Origin of the sequence: Vineibacter terrae (genome assembly GCF_008039615.1) — a bacterium.
Taxonomy (GTDB): Bacteria; Pseudomonadota; Alphaproteobacteria; order Reyranellales; family Reyranellaceae; genus Vineibacter; species Vineibacter terrae.
The window spans coordinates 134103-153896 of the sequence record NZ_VDUZ01000009.1; the positions used below are offsets into that span (position 1 = coordinate 134103).

A 19794-nucleotide genomic window follows, 5' to 3' on the forward strand; every position below is an offset into this window, starting at 1 on the left:
TGCCGGGATGATGATCATGAAGCATCTGAAGGCGCATATCCGACGGTCCGGGCTGCCGATCATGGCCGGCCTGGCGGTGCTGGCTGTGATCGGCGCGGCTGGCGCGCAGCCGGCGCCGGCACAGTCCCGGCCGGGTGGCGCGCCGGCTGGCCAGACACGCGCCGGCGAGGCGTGCACCTATCATGCGATCGGCGCCGATCCGGCGATGGTGGCACGTGGCGCCTATGACATCTTCTGCGGCAAGGCGCTCGATCCGGTGGCGCGCGTCTTCCAGCTCGATGGCGCGCAGCCGGCCGGCAATCTGAGCAGCCTAGCCGCCAGCGGCCCGTGGCGCAGCTACCTGGAAGGGCGTGCCCGGTGCAGCGCCGCCTCGAGCACGACGCTGGGCGGCAGCCCCGCGGTCCTGCTGCCGTGCGCCCGCCGCTCCGGCGCCGTGCCCTATGTCGGCGTGGTGACGGTGCGGGGCGGCTTCACGTTCCTCGGCGACGGCCTGTCCACGGCCGCGCCTGCCATCGAGGCGACGATTGCCGCGCTGGGCGGCGGCGCAGCGCCAGGCGGGCGCGGCGGCTCGATCGCAGACTCGCTGGGCGGCCGCTTCGCCGCCGGCTTCGGCTCCGGCGATATCGACCGCTACCAAAGCCTGATGCGGGTGGGCGCCCGGCACAACGTCGAGGAGGACTATCAGCAGGCTGAGCGCGCCTACCGCGACGCCCTGGCGCTGCATCAGCGGCTGTTCGGGCGCGACAACCCCGATCAGGTCGATGCGCTGGTGCACCTGGCGCTGAACATCAGCAACCAGGGCCGGTTCACCGAGGCGGGCGAGCTCTACCGCCGGGCCGAGGCGCTGGTCGCCGGCGTGCAGGAGCCGCTGGTCAGGGCCCGTGTGCGCCAGTACACCGCGCAGAATCTGGCCAACCAGGGCCGGCGCGACGAGGCGCGCGCGATGCTGGACCAGGCCGAGGAGCTCTATTTCGTGAGCGCCCCCGACCTGAAGCCGCTGATGGCGCGGCAGGTCCAGCGCGAGGTCCAGGCCCCCGCCTATGGCTTCGGCGTACGCGGCCAGCAGTTCATCGATCCGCGCGGCAAGAAAGGCATGGGCCAGGATCTCGCCAGCGCCGTGACGATCAGCCCGGCGATGCAGCTTGCGGCCCAGGGCGTCGCGGAAATCTACCGTACGCGCGCGCTGCTGGCCCTGGCCGACAAGCAGCCGGACCAAAGCCGCGAGTATGCAATGCGTGCCGTCACATTGCTGGAGGGGGTCGGCATCGACCCCGGCGGCATCCGCTGGCGCGCGATCCGCATCGCCGGTCTCAGCGCCGCCTCGACCAAGGATCTGGGCACCGCCAGCGCCGATCTCAGCGATTCGGCGCGCGGGCTGGCGGCGGCCCTGCCGCAGTCCCAGCCGGCCGGCAAGACATTCCTGGAGTCGGGCGAGATCCAGCTGCAACGCGGCAACAATTCTGCGGCCCTGGCAGAGTTCCGCCGCGGGGCGCAGATCCTGCGCGCGCGGCGCAACACCGTCTCGACTGACGCGGTCCTGCCCTATCTCGATGTCCTGGCCGGCAAGGCCGGGGTATCGGAGGCGGCGACGGCGGCGGAGATGTTCGACGCGGCCCAGCTCATCAGCACCGGGGTCACCGCTGCCTATGTCGCGCAGGCGGCGGTCCGGCTGGGTGACGGCAACCAGAAGGTGCGCGAGCTGCAGGATCTGGAAACGCGCCTGACCGACCTCTTCCAGCGCCGCGACATTGCCGCCAACCGCGGCGCTGAGCTGTCGGTCCTGCAGGCGATCGATACACAGATCACCGATGCCAGCCGGGCGCGGGATGCCGCCGAGCAGGAGGTCAAGCGTATCCTGCCGAACTACTTCCAGCTCATCGAGGGGCAGGCGGCCGCCAAGGATATCATCGCCGTGCTGCGCCCGGGCGAGGGATTCCTGCAGGTGGTGCTTGGCCCCAAGCGCAGCTTCGGGTTCCTGGCCCGTGACGGCCGTGTGACGGCCTACCGGATCGCGCTGACCCTCGACGAGGCGGCGCAGATGGTGGCCAAGCTGCGCGGCGCCTTCACGCCCGACGCCCAGGGCGAGCTGCCGGCCTACGACGTCGCCTTGGCGCACGAGCTCTACAAGCGCCTGCTGGGGCCGGTGGACGGGCAGCTCAGGGCGATGCGCGAGCTGGTTGTCGCCACGAACGGCGCGCTGCAATCGCTGCCGCTGTCCATCCTGGTGCGCGAGGCGCCGCCGCCCATCACCGACGTGGCCGACTACAAGAAGGTCGCCTGGCTGATCAAGTCGCTGGCCCTGTCCTATGTGCCGGCGCCGCAGTCTCTGGTGCTGCTGCGGCGGGCCGCGGCGCGGTCGCGCGCGCCGAACCGCTACATCGGCTTCGGCGGCTTCGAGCCGCTTCCGTTGGCCACGGCGGCGCGCGTGGTGCAGGCATCGCGCACCGGTGCCGTCACGACGCGGTCCTGCGAGGGCGACGCACGGGAGCTGGCGTCGCTGCCGCCGCTGCCCCTGGCCGAGGGCGAGGTGACGCTGACGGCCAGGCAGCTGGGCAGCGGCACCGCGACCCGCCTGGGCAGGGCCTTCAGCCGTACCGCCGTGATCCGCGGCGGGCTCGAGCAATACCGTGTCGTTCACTTCGCGGCCCATGCCCTGCTGCCGACCGAGCTGCGCTGCCTGCAGCAGCCGGTGATCCTGACCGGGCAGGGCGGGACCGAGGCGCTGCTGACCGCCGCTGACGTCGCCGCCTTGCGCCTGGACGCAGATCTGGTCGTGCTGTCCGCCTGCAACACGGCCGGCCCGGATGGTCGCAGCGCCGGCGAGGCCTTTTCGGGCTTGGCCCGTTCCTTCTTCACGGCCGGCACGCGTGGCCTGATGGCGTCGCACTGGAGCGTCGCCGACGAGACGACGACGCTGATGATGGTCAACATGCTTGCCGCAATCGGCAGGGGCGGCAGCCCCACGCACGTGCTGCGCGAGACCCAGCTCGAGCTGCTGGAGAATGCGGGCAAGGGGCAGGACCCGGCGCGTTGGGCGCACCCGTTCTACTGGGCGCCCTTCGTGTTCGCAGGTTCGAGCGTGCGAACGGGAACTTGATGCGACAGATGGACCAGAACTTGATACGATAAGCGGATTTCAGGCTTGACCTTGTTTGCGCGGTAGGGCATTACTGCGAGTAATCACTCATTTTAACTTTGCGAGACGGCGAAAAATCTGGTAGAATTATTACCAATGGGAATAGCTCGATGTCGCCGTCGCTGTTCCCTTGGAGGGGAACCATGCTTCAGCAAGCCAAGCTGGCCGGTGCGCTTGTCGTGTCGGCCGTCATCGGGTCGATCGCTTTCATGCCGTCCGTGCAGGCGCAGGTTGTCGATGGCACCGGCGGCAAGGTGAGCCGCTGCGATATGTTCCGTGCCCTGGGCCGCAATCTGCCGCCTGAGTGCGGCGGCACCGGTCGGCCCGGCGGTGATACCACGCGCGGTCGCGTCGTGATCGGCACGCCCGACGCCGGCGGCAAGCCGGCCACCGCGCCGGCGGCCGCGGGAACGGCGCCAAGCGCCGCGCCGCCGCCGGCAGGTTCGTCGACGGCAGCAGGAACGCCGCCGCCGGCGGCCACGGCGCCAGCCGCGACGCAGCCTCAGGCGCCGAAGGGAATTGGGCTCGCGGTTCCGTTCGCCATCGACTCCGACCAGCTCACGCCGGAAGCCAGGCGCATCGTCGACCAGCTCGCCGAGGTGTTCAAGCTGAACCCGTCTGATCGGTTCCTCATCGAGGGCCACACCGATACGACTGGCGGTGAGGCGTACAACAGGAGCCTGTCCGAGCGCCGGGCGCAGGCCGTGATCAACTATCTCGTCAGCCAGCATGGGCTGTCGCGGGACCGCTTCGAGGGTCGGGGCCTGGGCAGCTCCAAGCTGCTGCTGCCGAATGACCCGACGAATGGTCGCAACCGTCGCGTCCAGGTGTTGAACATCGGTTCGTGACATTGGGGGGTGCTGCGCGCCGGCACACCGGCGCGCGGCGCTGAAGTATTGGGGGCTGTGAATCCGGGGCTCCGCGGAGGCTGACATGCGGCAAGGCGTGTCATGGGGCTTTTGTCGTGGCTGTGATGGCTACCGGCAGCAGCGGCCGACGCGAGGCACTGGGCGCCGCTTGCGCCGGTTGGTCCCCAGCATCGACGGCTGAGGCATCGTAATGGCCAAAGGGTCGCCGCAGGTTATTGACGTCGAAGCCCTGGCGGCGCCGCTCGAGGGTGACAATCCCTGCGGCCCGAACCTGCGGGCCGACGAATCCGACAACGCGCCGTACTACGCCTTGCGCCGGCTCCAGGGGCAGGCTCGTACGGCCGAGCGGCAGGCCGCCATGGCGGCCGTCGCGGCGGAGGAAGGTGAGGATACCGGCAGCGGCGGGACGGCGGCCCTGCGGGAGTGGAGCAGCCTTCTGGAGCTGTGCGAGAAGACGCTGCACGAGACGTCCAAGGACATCGAGGTCGTCTGCTGGATGATCGAGGCGCTGGTGCGCGAGCACGGGTTCGCGGGGCTGCGCGATGGCTTCACGCTCGCGGCCGAGCTGGTCGAGCGCTACTGGGACAACCTGAACTACGATACCGAGGACTCCGATGCCGGAGCCAAGGGCCAGCCTTTCGCCGGCCTCAACGGCACCGATCGGGAAGGCGCGCTGATCCGGCCTTTCAAGTCGGTGCCGATCACCCCGGTGGGGGACACGGGCGCCTTCGGCTTGGGCAAGTGCGAGCAGCTGCAGCGCGACAAGCAGATCGGCGAAGCCGAGACGCTGGCCCGGCAGGGCGGGGTCAACTTCTATCAGCCCCTCATGGCCGACCTGACGGCAGCCCGCGATGCCTACCAGCGCCTGACTACGTTCCTGGACGACAAGATGGGCCGCGACTCGCCCGGCTCGTCGCAGATCCGGGAGGTGTTCGAGGCGGCGGACCGGATGATCCGCACGCTCGCCGGACAGTTCCTGGCGTCGGATGAAAGCGAGGCGGCCGCGGCGGCGGGTGGCGATGGCGCGGCGGCGGATGCCGGCGGTGGTGGTGGAGGCGGTGGCGGCGGCGCGGGTGTGGCGCGGCCCGGCACGTTCAACACCCGCGAGCAGGCGCTGGAGATGTTGAACGCGGTGGCAAAATTCTTCCGCGAGCGGGAGCCGCACTCGCCCATTTCCTACGCGCTGGACTCGATGATCGAGCGCGCGCGCATGCCGCTGTTCGATCTGCTGGCCGAGCTTTTGCCGGACGAAGAAGTGCGTACGCGTGTTCTTCAGAATGCCGGAATCCGGCCGCCCAAACCGCCCGAGTAGTTCGGCGTGGCCGCCGCCCGACGCGGTGCGCGGTGAATACGGGAGTCGCGCGTGCGAGACCCGGTGTGTTATTTTTCCGTAGGGGTTCGAGGGAGGTGTTCCGATGGCTGGTTCTACACAGGAAAAGCTGGACCGCGTGCGCAAGCCGCGCGTCCATATCAAGTACGAGGTCGAGACCGAGGGCGCCCAGGTCGAGAAGGAGTTGCCGTTCGTCGTCGGCGTGATGGGCGACTTCTCGGGCGACCCCACACAAAAGCTTCCCGAGGTGCGGGATCGTAAGTTCGTCCAGATCGATCGCGACAACTTCGACAAGATCATGTCGAACATGACGCCGGGTCTGAACATGCGTGTTCAGAACAAGCTGCAAGACGACGGCAGCGAGATGGCGGTGAACCTCAAGTTCAACTCGATGGAAGACTTCGAGCCGAAGCGGATCGTCGACCAGGTCGAGCCGCTGCGTCGGCTGAAGGAGACCCGCGACAAGCTTCGTGACCTGATGACCAAGGCCGATCGCTCCGACGATCTCGAGCAGCTTCTGGAGAAGGTCCTCGCCGACGAGGAAGCCGTCAAGAAGCTGCACGACGAGATCAAGAAGCGCGGCGGGGAGGGTTGATCCATGGCTGAGACACAGGCCCAGGCACAGGGCGCCCAGGCTGCGACCGAAGAGGGCGCATCGCTTCTCGACGCAGCAATCGGCGCAACCAAGCAGACCGACGCCAACGAGGCCCAGGACCTGCTGAAGGCGCTGACCGAGCAGGCGATGGCCGGCACGGTCAAGTTCAGCAAGAACCTGAACCAGACGATCCGGCGGGCGATCGCCCTGATCGACGCCAAGATCTCCGGTCAGCTCGCCGAGATCATGCACCATGAGAAGTTCACGAAGCTCGAAGGGAGCTGGCGCGGACTGCATCACCTGGTGATGAACAGCGAGACCGGCACCAGCCTCAAGATCCGCGTGCTCAACCTGAGCAAGCGGGCGCTGCTGAACGACTTCAGCAAGGCGACCGAGTTCGACCAGAGCCTTCTGTTCAAGAAGATCTACGAGAACGAATTCGGCACGCCCGGCGGCGAGCCCTACGGCGCCCTGATCGGCGACTACGAGTTCTCGCCGCATCCCGACGACGTCGAGCTGCTGCGTGGCCTGGGCGGCGTTGCCGCGGCGTCCTTCGCCCCGTTCATCTCGGCTGCCGATCCCAAGATGTTCGAGCTCAGCGACTTCCGCGGCCTGCGGGACATCCGCGACCTCAAGAAGGGCTTCGACAGCGTGAAGTACGCCGGCTGGCGTTCGTTCCGCGACAGCGAGGACTCGCGCTTCGTGACGCTCACCATGCCTCGGGCCTTGGCGCGCCTGCCCTACGGCAAGGAGACCAAGCCGATCGAAGAGTTCGACTACGAGGAGGGTGAACCCGGCAAGGCGCTGGCGCATGAGCACTATTGCTGGATGAACTCCGCCTATGTGATGGGCGCCCGCATGACGGACTCGTTCGCCCGCAGTGGCTTCTGCACCTCGATCCGTGGCGCCGAGAACGGCGGCATGGTCCAGAACCTGCCGTCGCACACCTTCGTCAGCGATGACGGCGACCAGGACCAGAAGTGCCCGACCGAGATCGCCATCACCGACCGCCGCGAGAAGGAGCTGTCGGATCTCGGGTTCCTGCCGCTGTGCCACTACAAGAACACGGACTACGCGGTGTTCTTCGGTGCGCAGACGGTCCACCGCCCCAAGAAGTACGACAAGCCGGAGGCGACGGCCAACGAGGCGATCTCCTCGCGGCTGCCGTACATCATGGCCTCGTCGCGCTTCGCGCACTACCTGAAGATCATGGGCCGCGACAAGATCGGCTCGTTCATGGAGCGTCACGACGCCGAGAAGTGGCTGAACTCCTGGATCAACAACTACGTCAACGCCAACGTCGATGCCGGCCCGGAGATGAAGGCCCGGTATCCGCTGCGCGAAGCCCGGGTCACGGTCCAGGAAGTGCCGGGCGCGCCCGGCTCGTACTACGCCGTGGCGCATCTGCGGCCCTGGCTGCAGATGGAAGAGCTGACGACGTCGTTGCGTATGGTCGCCCGTATTCCGAAGGCCGCGGCCTGACGGAGATACAGTGACGGCACCAGAGGACGCCGTTCCCAGCGAGCACATGGACCCCGCCGGCCACTCACTGGCGGACGCTGGGCTCGTTGCCCCGATGGATCGGCAGCCGGATCTCCCGGCTGCCGATGCCGTGAGCGAGAAGGTCGCCGCGTTGACGCCGGCGCGCCGCGAGGCGCTGTGGCAGCGCAACCGCGAGACCACCTTCACGATCGACCGCCTCATCGCCGGCATCGACCGGCTTCTGTCGGTCCAGGTCGACGAGATCATCCATCATCCGCGCTTCCAGCGCCTGGAGGGATCCTGGCGCGGGCTGATCTGGCTCGTGCGCATTGCCGACGGCCTGAAAGCCGTGAAGATCCGGGTCCTCAATCTGTCGTGGCGCGAGCTGACGCGCGACCTGGAGCGCGCCATCGAGTTCGACCAGAGCGAAGCCTTCAACAAGATCTACACGCAGGAATTCGACACGCCGGGCGGCGAGCCCTACGGCCTGATCGTCGCCGACTACGAGCCGAGCAAGCACCCGAAGGATCTGGAGACGGTGCGCGCTTTCGCCGGCGTGGTGGCTGCGCCGCACGCGCCCACGGTGATGGGCTGCTCGCCGGCCATGTTCGGCATCGACCGCTTCCGCGAGCTGGTCCCCACGATCGACCTGCCGGGCATGTTCCTGCGGCCGGAGTTCGCCGGCTGGCGCTCCCTGCGCACCGGCACCGAGGATACCCGCTATCTCGGCGTGGTCTTCCCGCGCATCCTGATGCGGCTGCCCTACCGGCCGGACGGCTCGCGCGCCGATGGCTTCGTCTATCGCGAGACCGTGCATGCCGAGGATGCGCGGAACTGGCTGTGGGGTTCGGCGGCCTACGCCTTCGGCGCGGTTGTCATACGCTCCTTCGGGACCTATGGCTGGTTCGGCGACATTCGTGGCGCCGGGCGCGACCTGCCGGGCGGCGGCCTGCTCGACGACTTGCCGTTCCCGTGGTTCACCACCGATCGCCCGCGGGTCGCGCAGCGCCCGCCGGTGGAGGCCATGCTGACGGAGCGCCAGGAACGGGAGCTGGCGGAGCTCGGCTTCATTCCGCTGATGACGGCACGCCTGACAAGCTACCTTGTCTTCAATTCCAACCAGTCGGTGTGGCAGCCGACCCGCTACGACAAGCCGGCGGCACGCGCCAACGCCAAGCTGTCCTCGATGCTGCAGCAGATCCTGTGCGCATCGCGGTTCGCGCATTACATCAAGGTCATCGCGCGCGACATCATCGGCGCCTCGACGACGCCCGAGACATGCCGCGACCGCCTGTCGGCCTGGATTTTCAACTATACGATGGGAGGCGGCTCGGAGACGTCGCTGGAGATGAAGTCGCGCTATCCCCTGCAAAGCGCCCAGATCGATGTGCGCGAGCTGCCCGGCAAGCCCGGGCACTATGCCCTGATCGCGCGCCTGCAGCCCCAGTTTCAGCTCGACGAGATGGGCGCCACGTTCAACCTGATCAGCACGGTCCGCCAGCAGGCCCAGCGTGCCGCTTGACGCGCCGGCTGACGATCACGGGAGGCAATTTACATGACCACGGATGCCAAGTCGCTGTTTCGCGACGGCAAGCTTGCAGAGGCCATCGAGGCCCAGACTGCCACGGTGCGTGACAAGCCGAGCGATTCGGATGCCCGCGCCTTCCTCGCCGACCTGCTGATGCTGGTGGGCGCCTACGAGAAGGCCGACCGCCAGCTGGATGCGCTGTCGACCCAGCACACCAAGCTCGCCGTGGGCGTCGCCCTGTCGCGGCAGCTGGTGCGCGCCGCCATGGCCCGCCAGGAAGTGTTCGAGAAAGGCCGGGCGCCCGAGGTGGCGACCGAGCCCGGCCCCTGTGTCCAGGCCGCGCTGCAGGCGCTGCTGCACCTGCGCGAGGGGCGCACGCGGGAGGCGGCCGCACTGCTCAGCGAGGCCGACGAGAAGCGCACCCGCACGGCTGGCAGGCTCGGCGAAGGTGGCGCGGCGTTCGAGGACTTCCGTGACGCCGACGACCTGTGCGCCGGTTTTGTCGAGGTGATGACCAGCACCGGCAAGTATTTCTGGATCCCGATCGATCGGATCGACCTCATGGAGTTCGAGAAACCCTCCCGGCCGCGCGATATCATCTGGCGCCAATGCAAGATGGAGGTGCGGGGCGGTCCCGAAGGCGTGGTCTATGTGCCGGCGACCTATCCGATCCTTCCCGCCGACGGCGACATCGACCTGTTCCGGCTGGGCCGGACCACGGAATGGGTCGGCGGCGACGGCGAGCCGACCCGCGGCCTGGGCTTGCGCATGTTCCTGGTCGGCGACGACGGCCTGAGCATCGACGAGCTGCAGACCGTCCAGTTCGGCGCGGGATGATCCGCGGCGGAGGCTGCCATCCATGGCGCTCGACGACGATGCCCTGAGGGCGGAGCTTTCCGTCCTCGACCGCCTGATAGACGACCGGCCCGATGAGACACGGGAGCGGCCGATGACGCCGGCGCAGACCATGGCGCGCCTGCGCGAGGCGGTGCGGCGTGACCTGGAGGCGCTGCTCAACACGCGTGAGCGTTGCCGTGGCTGGCCGGCGGCCTTGAAGGAGATCGACGAGTCCGTGGTCGGCTACGGCCTGCCCGATTTCTCGGTGCTGTCGCTGCAAGGCGAGTGGCGCACCACCCTGTGCCGGCGTGTCACCGAGGTGATTCGTCGCTTCGAGCCGCGTTTGACATCGATCAGGGTGCAGTTCGACACTCGCGGCGATCGGCTGGAACGGGTCGCGCGCCTGCGCATCGAGGCGATGATGCAGGCTGACCCGGCACCCGAGCCGATCGCGTTCGATACCCAGATCGACAGCGGCACCCGGCTGATGTCGATCGCGGACAAGTGACGGCGATATGGACGACCTGCTGCCGCTCTACAATCGCGAGCTGGAGTTCCTGCGGCGCGACGCCATGCGCTTCGCCGAGGCCTACCCCAAGATCGCTGGCCGTCTGCGCCTGGGGCCGGACGTCTCGGCCGACCCGCATGTCGAGCGTCTCATCGAGGCAGTTGCGCTGCTCAACGCCCGCACCCGCCTGAAGATCGAGGACGAGTTCCCCGAGCTCACCGAGTCGGTGCTCAACACGCTCTACCCGCATTATCTCCTGCCCGTGCCGCCGATGGGCATCGCGCGGATCGATGCGGTGCCGGAGGTCACGGAGCCGCTGCGGCTGGCGCGCAGCGAGGAGCTGCAGACGGACCCGGTCGATGGCGAGCGCTGCCGCGTGCGCACCACCCAGGAGGTGACGCTGTGGCCGATCGAGATCGCCAGCACGACCTTGCAGGGCCGTCCTTTCCGGGCCCCGGTCAATCCGCGCGCATCAGGCGCGCTGGGGGTGCTGCACATGCGGCTGCGCTGCATGGGCACGAGCACCACGTTCGAGGCATTGCAGCCGGATCCGCTGCGGTTCTTCATCAACGCCCCGATGGAGCGGGCGCTGCCGCTCTACGAGCTGATCATGAACCGGCTGGTGGGCATCGCGGTGTCGGAAGGACCCGACGACACGCGGCCGGTATTCCTGGCGCCCAGCGCCGTGCGGCCGATCGGCTTCGGGCGTGACGAGGCGATGCTGCCCTATCCGGCGCGCTCGTTCTCGGGCTACCGGATCCTCAGCGAATACTTTGCCCTGCCGCAGAAGTTCCTGTTCTTCGAGGTCAGCGGCCTGGGTGCGCGGTGCATGGCCGGCGCCGGCCGCGAGCTCGACCTGTTCTTCTATCTCAGCGACACCGACAAGGACCTGGAGCGCGGCGTGGTGGCCGGCGACATGCAGCTCAACTGCGTGCCCGTCATCAACCTGTTCCGCCATCGCGCCGAGCCTGTGCGGCTGGACGGAACCCAGTTCGAGAACCGCGTCATTCCCGATGCGCGGCGCCCCGACGTGCTGGAGATCTACAGCGTCGAGCGCGTGACGGCCACGTCGCCGGACTCGGGGGAGCATACGCTCGATCCGTTCTTCGGCATTCGCCATGATTCAGCGCCGGGAAGCCGCTTCTGGCAGGCAAGCCGGCGGGCAGGGGTCGGCGCCCGTGATCGCGGGACCGAGCTGTTCCTTTCGGTGTTCAACCGCGACGCCAACGCCAACACCCCCGCCAACTGGATCGTGTCCGTCGATACCGTCTGCTTCAATCGCGACCTCGTGGCGCGGCTCTCGGGCAGCGGCGGCCAGATCCGGCTGGAGCTCGTGACGCCGGCGGCGGCGGTGCGCCAGGTCGTCATGATCACGCCGTTCACGCCCACGCGGCGCCCGCCGCTGTCGACCGGGCGCCTGTGGCGGCTGTTGTCGCATTTGTCCCTCAATCATTTGTCGATCACCGATGGCGAAGCGGGCGCCGACGCGCTGCGCGAGGTGCTGCGCCTGTATGATTGGGGCGATCGTGAAGAATCGCGCAGCCTGATTGGCGGAATTCGGTCGATCGAGAGCCGCCGGGCCTTGGCGCGGGTTCCTGTCGGGCCCTCGACCACGATCGCGCATGGGCTTGACCTCGACCTGCTGCTGGCCGCGGAGAACTACAGCGCCGGCAACGCCTATCTGCTGGCCAGCGTGCTCGAACGATTCTTCGGGCTCTACGCTGCCGTCAACGCCTTCACCCGGTTGACGGTTCGCCTCACCGGACGCACAGGGAAGCTTGCCTCATGGCCGCCGCGGACGGGCGAGAAGACCCTTCTTTGATCGAGCGCCTGCGCACCGAGCCGCAGGCGTTCGACCCGCTGCAGGCGCTCCTGATCCTGGAGCGGCACGCGGCGCACGAGGCGGCGACGGATCGTGCCGCCCGCGCGGCGCCGGTCGGACGCGATGCGCATCCGCGGCAGGAAGTCGTGCGCTTCGTATCCGAGACCGCGCTGGCGTTTCCGCCGTCGGAACTGACCTTCTATCGCGAGCAGCCCGATGCCGAGGTTCGGCTGGGCGTGTCCTTCATCGGGCTGCATGGTCCGTCGGGCGTCATGCCGCAGGCCTACAGCGAGCTGATCCAGGCACGCATCCGCGAGAAGGACACGTCGCTGGCGTCGTTCTTCGATCTGTTCCTGCATCGTTCGGCCAGCTTCTTCATGCGGGCCTGGACCAAGTATCGGCTGACGGCGCAGACACCACCCGATGAGCGGGCGCGCGACGTGCTGCCGGCCGAGGCCGGCATCAGCGGGCTGATCGACGCTTTGATCGGCTTCAGCACTGAGGGCCTGAAGGCGCGGTTGGCGACGCCGCATGCCGCGCTGCGCTTCTATGCCGGCGCGCTGGCCGGCAACCCGCGCTCGGCCGTGGTGCTGGAATCGCTGCTGTCCGACTATTTTGGCGAGTCGATCCGGGTCGATACCTTCGTGCCGCACTGGCACCGCCTGCCCCAGAGCGAGCGTACCCGGCTGGTGCCGGGCGGCTTCTGTCGGCTGGGCGACGAGGCGGTGATCGGCGAGAAGATCATGCGTCCCGAGGGCGCCTACAGGATCGAGCTGGGCCCGCTCACCTACGCGCGCTTCCGGATGTTTCTGCCCGATCGCGAGCCGCTGCGCCAGCTCGTGCACTTCGCCCGGGTGTTCACGGGCGAGGCGCTCTATTTCGACGTCCGCCTGTCCTTGAAGAAGGAGGACGTGCCGCCGCTGAAGCTGGGTGACTGGGGGGGCGGCGACGGCCCGCGCCTGGGATGGAACACCTGGGTCAGCAGCCTACCGGCCGTCAAGGACAAGGCCGACACGCTGCTGTCGTGCGATCGTGTCGCCTGATACGCGCTATCGCGATCCGCCCCGGCGTCCATTCTCCGTCTCGTAAGCCTCGGCGAAGATCTGGCCCAGCCGGCCGGCGAGCGTGTTGCCGATATCCTGGCGCAGATCGCCATAGACCTTGGCATAGCGTTCCCAGAGCGCGGCGTCGCGTGCCTGCGGCAGCAGCCGGCCGAAGAAGCCGGCCTCCTCATTGGACGCGATGGCCTCCGGGGCCAGCCGCGCGAAGACCGCATCGAGGACCGCGCGGAAGGCCGCGAGCATCGCCAGCTGGTGCGCCTCCAGGTCACGCCCGGCGTCCCATACCGCGGCCTCGCCGCGCTGGAAGCCAGGTCGCACCGAGCCGAGCAGCACCAGCATCAGCTCGCTCTCGTCGACCGAGAACTTCAGCGGATTGTTCTCGCGCGCCCCGACCACGGTCTGGGTGATGCGGAATTCGCCCTTCAGCAGCCGGCGTGCCTCCAGCAGCCGGGCGAGCGTCGACACAATGGCGCGGCTGGAGGCGCCCAGCGTGCGCATGGCCTGCACCGGGTCGAGATCGGGCGGCACCTGCTGCAGCGCGGCGCCTTCCATGAAGGCGCGCAGCAGGGCATCGCCGGTCGTCGCAGCAGCGGCCGGTCCCGGCTTGGCCGGTGGCGCGGGGGTTGGCGTGGGACGTGGCGCGGGCGCCGGCGGCGCACCCGGCTGCCACGCGGCGCCGGGGGATTGTGGCTGGGGCTGCTGCGGCTGGAACGCCGCCGACGGCGCGGCGGCCGGTCCCGATGGCGTTCCCACGGCGACGCCGGGCCGTGGCTGCGACAGGGCCGGCGCGGGCGCCGCGGGATGAGCGAAGACGTCCTCCATGACGGCGCGCTGCGGTGGTGTCGGCGCGCTGAAGAAATCGGTCCCGGGCGGGATCGGCGTGCCCCGTGCGGGCGCTTGCAGGCCGCCGCCCGGCGGTGATGGAAAGGCGGCCGACGGCGGCAAGCCGTCGGGTGTCGACTGCCGCGCCTCAGGAGCGGGGGGTGGTGCTGCGCCGAACAGGGCGGCGCTGTCCGGAACGGCCGAACGCGGGATCGCCGCTTGCTGCTGCGGGCCGGGAGCCGCGGGCTTGTCGGCTCCCTTCAGGCCGGCCAGGGCCTGCTCGATCGGATCCAAATCGGGAGGAGGCGCAGCGGGTGCCGACATCGGCTCGGCATTCCAGTCCGCCGGCAGGGCCGCGTTGACGCCCGGCCCGCTGATCTCGGGCACGGGAACGGCATCGAACCCCAGCGGCGCGGGTGCGTGATCGCGGCCGAAGCCCACCGGGTCAGGCGTGCCGAACGGGCTCGCCGGGTTGCCGAAAGGCGAGGGCCCGGCCGGCGCATTGAACGGGTCGACCGGCTTCAGGCCTGCATCGGCGCGCGGTGTGCCGCCGGCCAGCGGATTGCGGATCGCATCGGCTGATCCGAACTGGTCGCCGAAGACGGAACCGCCGCCCGGATTGGAGAACGGGTCTGTCACCATGGCGCCGGCATTCGGCACCGGATGCGCCGCCGGCCCACCCCAGTCGGCGCCGGCAGCCGGCGGGGCACCGAACGGCGCATGCGGATCGCTGGTTCCACCGAACGGCGCCGGACCGGAGCCGGGAAGCGGCCCGACCGGCACATCGAGGCCGCCGAAAGCGGCGACCGGTGCCTCGTGGTTCGCCTGAATGCCGACACCGGGCGCGACCTGGCGAGCGCCGAAATCGCCGAACAGGTCGATGTTGCGCGGGGCTTCGGCCATGCGCTCCGGCGGTGGCGGGTCGAACGGCGAGGGGCCGGATGGTGGCGGCGGTCCGGCGCCGAAATCGGCGCGTGCGAACTGGCCGACGTCGTACGGGTCGGCCAATGGCTGCACCGGTGGCGCCATCTGGAAGCCCTGCATCGCATTGCCGCCGTCGGCACAGGGTTCGACGACGATCTCGTAGTCGCCGATCTTGATCATGTCGCCGGGCGCCAGCGGACGCGCGTTGCCGCGGCCGACAAGCTGCCCGTTATGCAGCGTGCCGTTGGCCGATTCGTCTGTGACGCGCCAGATGCCGCTCTGCTCGCTGACCGTGGCGTGCTTGCGCGACACGTTGGCGGTGGAATCGGGCAGCACCCAGCCATTGTCATCACGGCGCCCGATGCTGACAGGGCCGCCGGCCAGCAGAAGAGGGGCTGGTGGAGTCTCGGTCAGCGGCGCCTTATGAACCCGAAGGCGAAGCGAGGCGGTCATGCGTCCATCTTCCGAATCCCGCAGGCAATAAGGAAACGTTCCAGCGGGCCCGGCCGGACAATAGCACAACGGCGGCAGGCCTGCGCCAGCCGGCACGTCGCGTATCACGCATCACAGCAACTCATTCCCTTGCTGCGCTCGGGGTGACAGTTTCGCCGCCGGGACTAGACGATGTCGCGGCCGATATTGCCGGCGGCGAAGGTTCGGCTGGTCACGAGATTGCGCACATAGTCCGGGCTGTTCAGCGAGCCGGTATAGCCCGGCCGCCGGTGGTCGTCCTGGTAGAGGATCACGCGGCTCTCCGGCATCCAGCCCAGCAGCGACTCCAGCCGCATCGCCGGCCCCGGGTCGATCTTGCGCTGCGGGGCATAGTCGTCATGCCCGATGATGTTGCGGATCGACGGGTAGCGCGTCACGAGCATGCTGCACAGCCGTTGCAAGGCCTTGAGCTGCTCCTCGGGAAAGATCTCCCATTCGACATTGGTGAAGTCGGGCTTCTCGACACCCTTCTTGACGATCCTGTTGTAGGCCGCTTCGCCCATCAGCGTCTTGACGTCGAGGCTCTTGGCGTTGCGATGGGCGTCGCGGACCGTGGGGAACCCGATCCGCTCGATGCCGTAAGAATCGATCAGGAGCTGCCGCTTGTTGCGCCACATGGGGCCGAGATTGCAGGTCTCGATGCCGATGCTGTGGCTGTTCAGGTTGTTGCGGTAGATGCCCCAGTTGCCGTTGCCGGCGTGATAGGCGGTGCGTGTGAGCGGCACGCCCTGCCAGATGTCGCCGCTGCGGTCGACCACGATGTGGGCCGAGACGTTGCGGGCGTTCATGGCATCGATCGACCGCTGCGCCGTCCCGGGCCCGGCGGTGAAATGGATCAAGATCACCTGTGGATCGACGAGATGTCGCCCGATATTCGTGCACCGCGACTGGCGCACGCCCTGGCCGGACAGCACGCCCGTGCGCATGTTGACGTCGAGGTCGCCGAACGCCATCGGCGGCTTGATGTCGGCGATCATGAGCTGAGCCATGGCGATCCTCGTCAGCTTTGGCCGTTGCCGCCGCGCGCGATGTCCAGGCCCTGGTTCAGGAGCTGCCGCTGGCGCTTCTCGACTTCGGGCGGCGGCGCCGAGCCGGTGGCGATCATGATCGCGCCCCAGACGGCCCGGCCGATCAGGTGCTGCGGCGGCGGCACCGCCGGCGCTTCCGGCGGTGCCATGCTGCCGCCGCTCCAGAATGCGGCAATGGCAGCCCACGAGGCCGGGCTCTGGTAGCCGGTGTCCTGGGCCTTGGCCATGGCCGCGCGCCGGTTCTCCTCCTCGGGCTTGAAGACCCAGGTCTCCGCGGCCGTCAGGGCGGCCACGTCCGGCTCCGGCAGCGTGTTGCCCCACCCGACGTAGGCGCGCGCGGCCAGGCAGGCCCACCATACGCTTTCGCGCGGGCGCAACCCCTGCGCCAGCCAGCGTATGGCGTCGGACATCAATCCCGCCTTGGTGAGCGAATCGATATAGGCCTCGGCGCTGGACGCGCTGGGCACCATCTCCTTGGCCGGGTCGGTCAGCTCGCACAGCGCCGCAACGTCCCCGACCGTCGTGGTCACAAGTTTCACGAAGGGCTGTGCCTGCTCTGCCATCGCCTCCTCCAACCGCGCCGCCCCTTGCGACCTCAGTTGATGAATATAATACCACCTTTCAGGATCAGCATGCCGCTGGCCTGTATCTGAATCATCGGCGCCTCCTCCTTCAACATCGCCTGGGCCTTGACGGTGATCATGACCGACTCGATGGTGATGCTTGCCGGGTCCATGGTGATCTTCGACTGGCCGCACTCCAGGGTGATCTTCGTGCCGGCCTTGATATGCTGGTCCAGCCCGATATCGACCTTCTCGCTCATCCCGACCTTGCGGGTGCGGTTCATCTTGACGTCTTGGTTCTGGTCGTTGCCGACGTCGAGCTTGTCGTCGTACTCGACCTCGCGCCGGAAGTTCTTGGCGGCGTGAAGCCAGATTTCCTCGCTGCCGCCCTTGTCCTCGAAGCGCAGCACGTTGGATTTCTCGCCGCTGTACTTGCTGGTGCCGCTGGCGCGGGTCCGGAAGCCGCTCTGCGTCCAGTTCGACGGCAGGTCCCAGGGATACTTGTTCTTGCCGTTGTGCACCGAGCCGATGATCAGCGGGTAGTCCGGATCGCCGTCGGTGAAGGCGACGATCACCTCGTCGTTCACCTGCGGCACATACTGGAAGCCGAACTTGGGGCCGGCGAAAGGCTGCGCGACGCGCACCCAGCACGATTCCCCCGGCCGTCGGCCGCGCGTCGCCCAATGGAACTTCACCTTGACCCGACCGTGGCTGTCCGGGTCGCCGCTGGCCTCGGCCGTCGAGACGATCGCCGTCTGCGTGCCGGCGATGACCGGCCGCGGGGTCTTGCGTGGCGGCTTCAGGGGCGTGTCCTTGGGCGCGCAGGTGAAGCTGTTGGCATACATGGGCGCGTCATCCTCGCCCGCCAGCTCCGAGGCCTCCTTGCAGGTGTGGTGGACGCGCGACGTGACCCATTCCTTGCCTTCCTCGCCTTCCGCGTAGTGGTCCTTGAGCTGGAAGAAGGAGCCTGCCGCCATGAACCGCGCCGACCCGTGTCCCGTGGCAACGACACCGCTGGTCTCGATCGCGGCCATGCGGTTCCTTGCCTTCTCGTCCTGGTCGTTGGTGTCCATATGGCCGCCGGGGAAGTCGTACACCGTCAGCGGCCCGGAGGCCGGCTTGGGCAGCACCGTGCTCGGCTTGGCGGCCGACTGCGACACCTTGAGGTAGCTGAAGTCGCCGGTCTCCCATTGTGTCGGCAGGATGCGCTGCTCCAGCTCCCAGCTGTCAAGGACATGGGTCTGCTTGTTCTTGTGGCCCAGGAAAACTGCAGGACCGAATTCGATCGGGTAGTAGCTGGTCGCCTTGTCGGTGATGTGCAGCGCGTGAGCTGACTGGGTGAATTTGTGGAAGTAGAACCAGCCTTCCTGCTCCATGAGCCGTGAGATGAACGCGAAGTCCGATTCCATGTACTGGACACAGGTTTCCCATGTGCGGCCCGGCTCGCTGGGCATTTCCGCCGGGCTGATGCCGAACTCGCTCAGCACCGAGGTGATGACATCCTTGGTCGTCATCTCCTGGAAGATGCGGCACTCCGTATTCTGCGTCAGCAGCCACAGCTTGGGAACGACATCGAAGCGGTAGCGGTAATATTTCTCGCCATCGACAAAGCTGCGTGCCAGGCCGTACTGCGAAAAGTTGGAGATGATGCCGTGGAACCACCGCTTATAGGTGCCGTCCGGCTCGCCGATCACGATGCCCGCCGGCTGGTTCAGGATGGCGGTCGGCGCGATTGTCTCCTTCGGCGAGATGGCGTCGACCCGGAACCGATACAGCTCGCTCACAGCCTCTTCGCCCGAGAACCCCTGGAGGATGAGGTCATCGTTGCCCAGAGCGGCGCACTGGATTTGCAGAAACTTCGTGTTCTGCGTGAACCTAGCCATTGCTATACCCCTCGAGCGGCACGATCAGTCCGCCGGAACGATGTCGAAGTTTCTGTCCGAACATCGTCGGGGTCAAGGAAAAACGAACGCTTCCTCACTTTTTTGTCCTCCTCCACCAAGGAAACGACTCGATGGCGCGACGTAAACCGAAATCGAACCGAATTGTCGGCATTCTGGCTGCTGCCTGGCTCGGCGTGATCTCGCATGCTGCCATCGGCCAGGCGCCGGCGCCGAAGCCTTCAACCGACCAAACATCCAAACCGGACCCGAATTCCGGCATCGACGGCTTTCGCTCCGCCAAGTTCGGCATGACCGAGGCGCAGGTGCGCGAGGCGATCAGGGCGGATTTCAAGCTCGCCGACGCGGCCATCAAGGTGACCAAGCATCCCGTCGAGCAGACGCGGGTGCTGCAGGTGGTCGTCCGCGATCTGGTCGGCAGCAGCGGCGAAGCCCAGGTCGCCTATGTCCTGGGCGTCAAGTCCAAGACCTTGATCCAGGTCAACGTCCTGTGGACCGCGGCCGATAGCGCTGCGGCGGAAACAGTGATGGGTGTTGCCAACGCGCTGCGCGATTACTTTCAGGCCGAAGTATCCCGTTTCAAGAAGGACTCCGTTACTGCCAATGCGCGCCTGCCGGACGGCAGGATCGTGGTGTTCCGTGGCGCCGACGAGAAGGGCCGGGTGATCGAGCTGATCCTGGCGGTGGCGCCGTCCTCGGCGCCGGCGGCCGGTCCGGCTGCGCCCCGGCCGGTGGGCGTGCAGCTGCGGCTGACCTACGTGCTGTCACCGGAGAACCCGGACATCCATCGAATCCGGCCGGGCAACTTCTAGGGTCTGCCGGCCGGTGGCGACGCGGCCACCGGCCAAAAGCAACGGCGCGGCCCAGGGGGCCGCGCCGCGCTCACTCTCCGATGG

Annotated in this window: 15 protein-coding genes; 11 read left to right on the top strand and 4 right to left on the bottom strand. The window is 68.0% G+C overall.

The features are described 5' to 3' along the window. Window positions 1-16: 16 nt before the first annotated feature. From FHP25_RS10340 to tssG, 10 genes are all read left to right on the top strand, one after another. A complete protein-coding gene (locus FHP25_RS10340) occupies window positions 17-3097 on the top strand; it encodes a CHAT domain-containing protein (protein ID WP_178133441.1) in 3081 nt (1026 codons plus the stop codon). A 149-nt stretch (window positions 3098-3246) separates the two neighbouring features. Beyond that, window positions 3247-3984 (top strand): OmpA family protein, encoded by a 738-nt coding sequence (locus tag FHP25_RS41345; protein WP_147846850.1) that lies wholly within the window; start codon window positions 3247-3249, stop codon window positions 3982-3984. 211 nt (window positions 3985-4195) lie between these two features. Next, the gene (tssA, locus tag FHP25_RS10350; RefSeq protein WP_147846851.1) at window positions 4196-5317 is read left to right on the top strand and encodes a type VI secretion system protein TssA; all 1122 of its coding nucleotides are present in this window, start codon (window positions 4196-4198) and stop codon (window positions 5315-5317) included. 103 nt (window positions 5318-5420) lie between these two features. Continuing rightward, window positions 5421-5930: a type VI secretion system contractile sheath small subunit gene (tssB, locus tag FHP25_RS10355; RefSeq protein WP_147846852.1), complete on the top strand. Its 510-nt coding sequence runs from the start codon at window positions 5421-5423 to the stop codon at window positions 5928-5930. A gap of 3 nt (window positions 5931-5933) precedes the next feature. Further along, complete coding sequence (tssC, locus tag FHP25_RS10360; RefSeq protein WP_147846853.1) at window positions 5934-7412, top strand: type VI secretion system contractile sheath large subunit; 1479 nt, start codon at window positions 5934-5936, stop codon at window positions 7410-7412. Window positions 7413-7506: 94 nt separating this feature from the next. Then, the gene (gene tssC, locus FHP25_RS10365) at window positions 7507-8934 is read left to right on the top strand and encodes a type VI secretion system contractile sheath large subunit (protein WP_178133442.1); all 1428 of its coding nucleotides are present in this window, start codon (window positions 7507-7509) and stop codon (window positions 8932-8934) included. Window positions 8935-8967: 33 nt separating this feature from the next. Continuing rightward, window positions 8968-9777, top strand: coding sequence for a type VI secretion system accessory protein TagJ (locus tag FHP25_RS10370; RefSeq protein WP_147846855.1), 810 nt, complete (start codon window positions 8968-8970; stop codon window positions 9775-9777). Window positions 9778-9799: 22 nt separating this feature from the next. Continuing rightward, complete coding sequence (gene tssE / locus FHP25_RS10375) at window positions 9800-10285, top strand: type VI secretion system baseplate subunit TssE (RefSeq protein WP_147846856.1); 486 nt, start codon at window positions 9800-9802, stop codon at window positions 10283-10285. A gap of 7 nt (window positions 10286-10292) precedes the next feature. Further along, the gene (gene tssF / locus FHP25_RS10380; protein WP_147846857.1) at window positions 10293-12107 is read left to right on the top strand and encodes a type VI secretion system baseplate subunit TssF; all 1815 of its coding nucleotides are present in this window, start codon (window positions 10293-10295) and stop codon (window positions 12105-12107) included. After that, entirely contained in the window at window positions 12104-13150 is a 1047-nt protein-coding gene (gene tssG / locus FHP25_RS10385; RefSeq protein WP_178133443.1) for a type VI secretion system baseplate subunit TssG, read from the top strand. The genes tssF and tssG overlap by 4 nt, the downstream gene beginning before the upstream one ends. 6 nt (window positions 13151-13156) lie before the next feature. Here tssG and tagH read toward each other — a convergent pair whose 3' ends face one another. The 4 genes from tagH to FHP25_RS10405 all read right to left on the bottom strand — a co-directional run bounded on the left by tagH (window position 13157) and on the right by FHP25_RS10405 (window position 18880). Next, a complete protein-coding gene (gene tagH, locus FHP25_RS10390) occupies window positions 13157-15367 on the bottom strand; it encodes a type VI secretion system-associated FHA domain protein TagH (protein ID WP_147846859.1) in 2211 nt (736 codons plus the stop codon). Window positions 15368-15531: 164 nt separating this feature from the next. Beyond that, entirely contained in the window at window positions 15532-16395 is an 864-nt protein-coding gene (locus FHP25_RS10395) for an N-acetylmuramoyl-L-alanine amidase (RefSeq protein WP_147846860.1), read from the bottom strand. An 11-nt stretch (window positions 16396-16406) separates the two neighbouring features. Then, on the bottom strand, window positions 16407-16997 hold the full coding sequence (locus tag FHP25_RS10400) for a DUF6931 family protein (RefSeq protein ID WP_147846861.1): 591 nt from the start codon (window positions 16995-16997) through the stop codon (window positions 16407-16409). Between the two features lie 32 nt (window positions 16998-17029). Beyond that, complete coding sequence (locus FHP25_RS10405) at window positions 17030-18880, bottom strand: type VI secretion system Vgr family protein (RefSeq protein ID WP_147846862.1); 1851 nt, start codon at window positions 18878-18880, stop codon at window positions 17030-17032. On the opposite strand from FHP25_RS10405, the gene FHP25_RS10410 reads away from it, so the two are divergent. Next, entirely contained in the window at window positions 18880-19710 is an 831-nt protein-coding gene (locus FHP25_RS10410; RefSeq protein WP_147846863.1) for a hypothetical protein, read from the top strand. The genes FHP25_RS10405 and FHP25_RS10410 overlap by 1 nt on opposite strands. The last annotated feature ends 84 nt before the right edge of the window (window positions 19711-19794 follow it).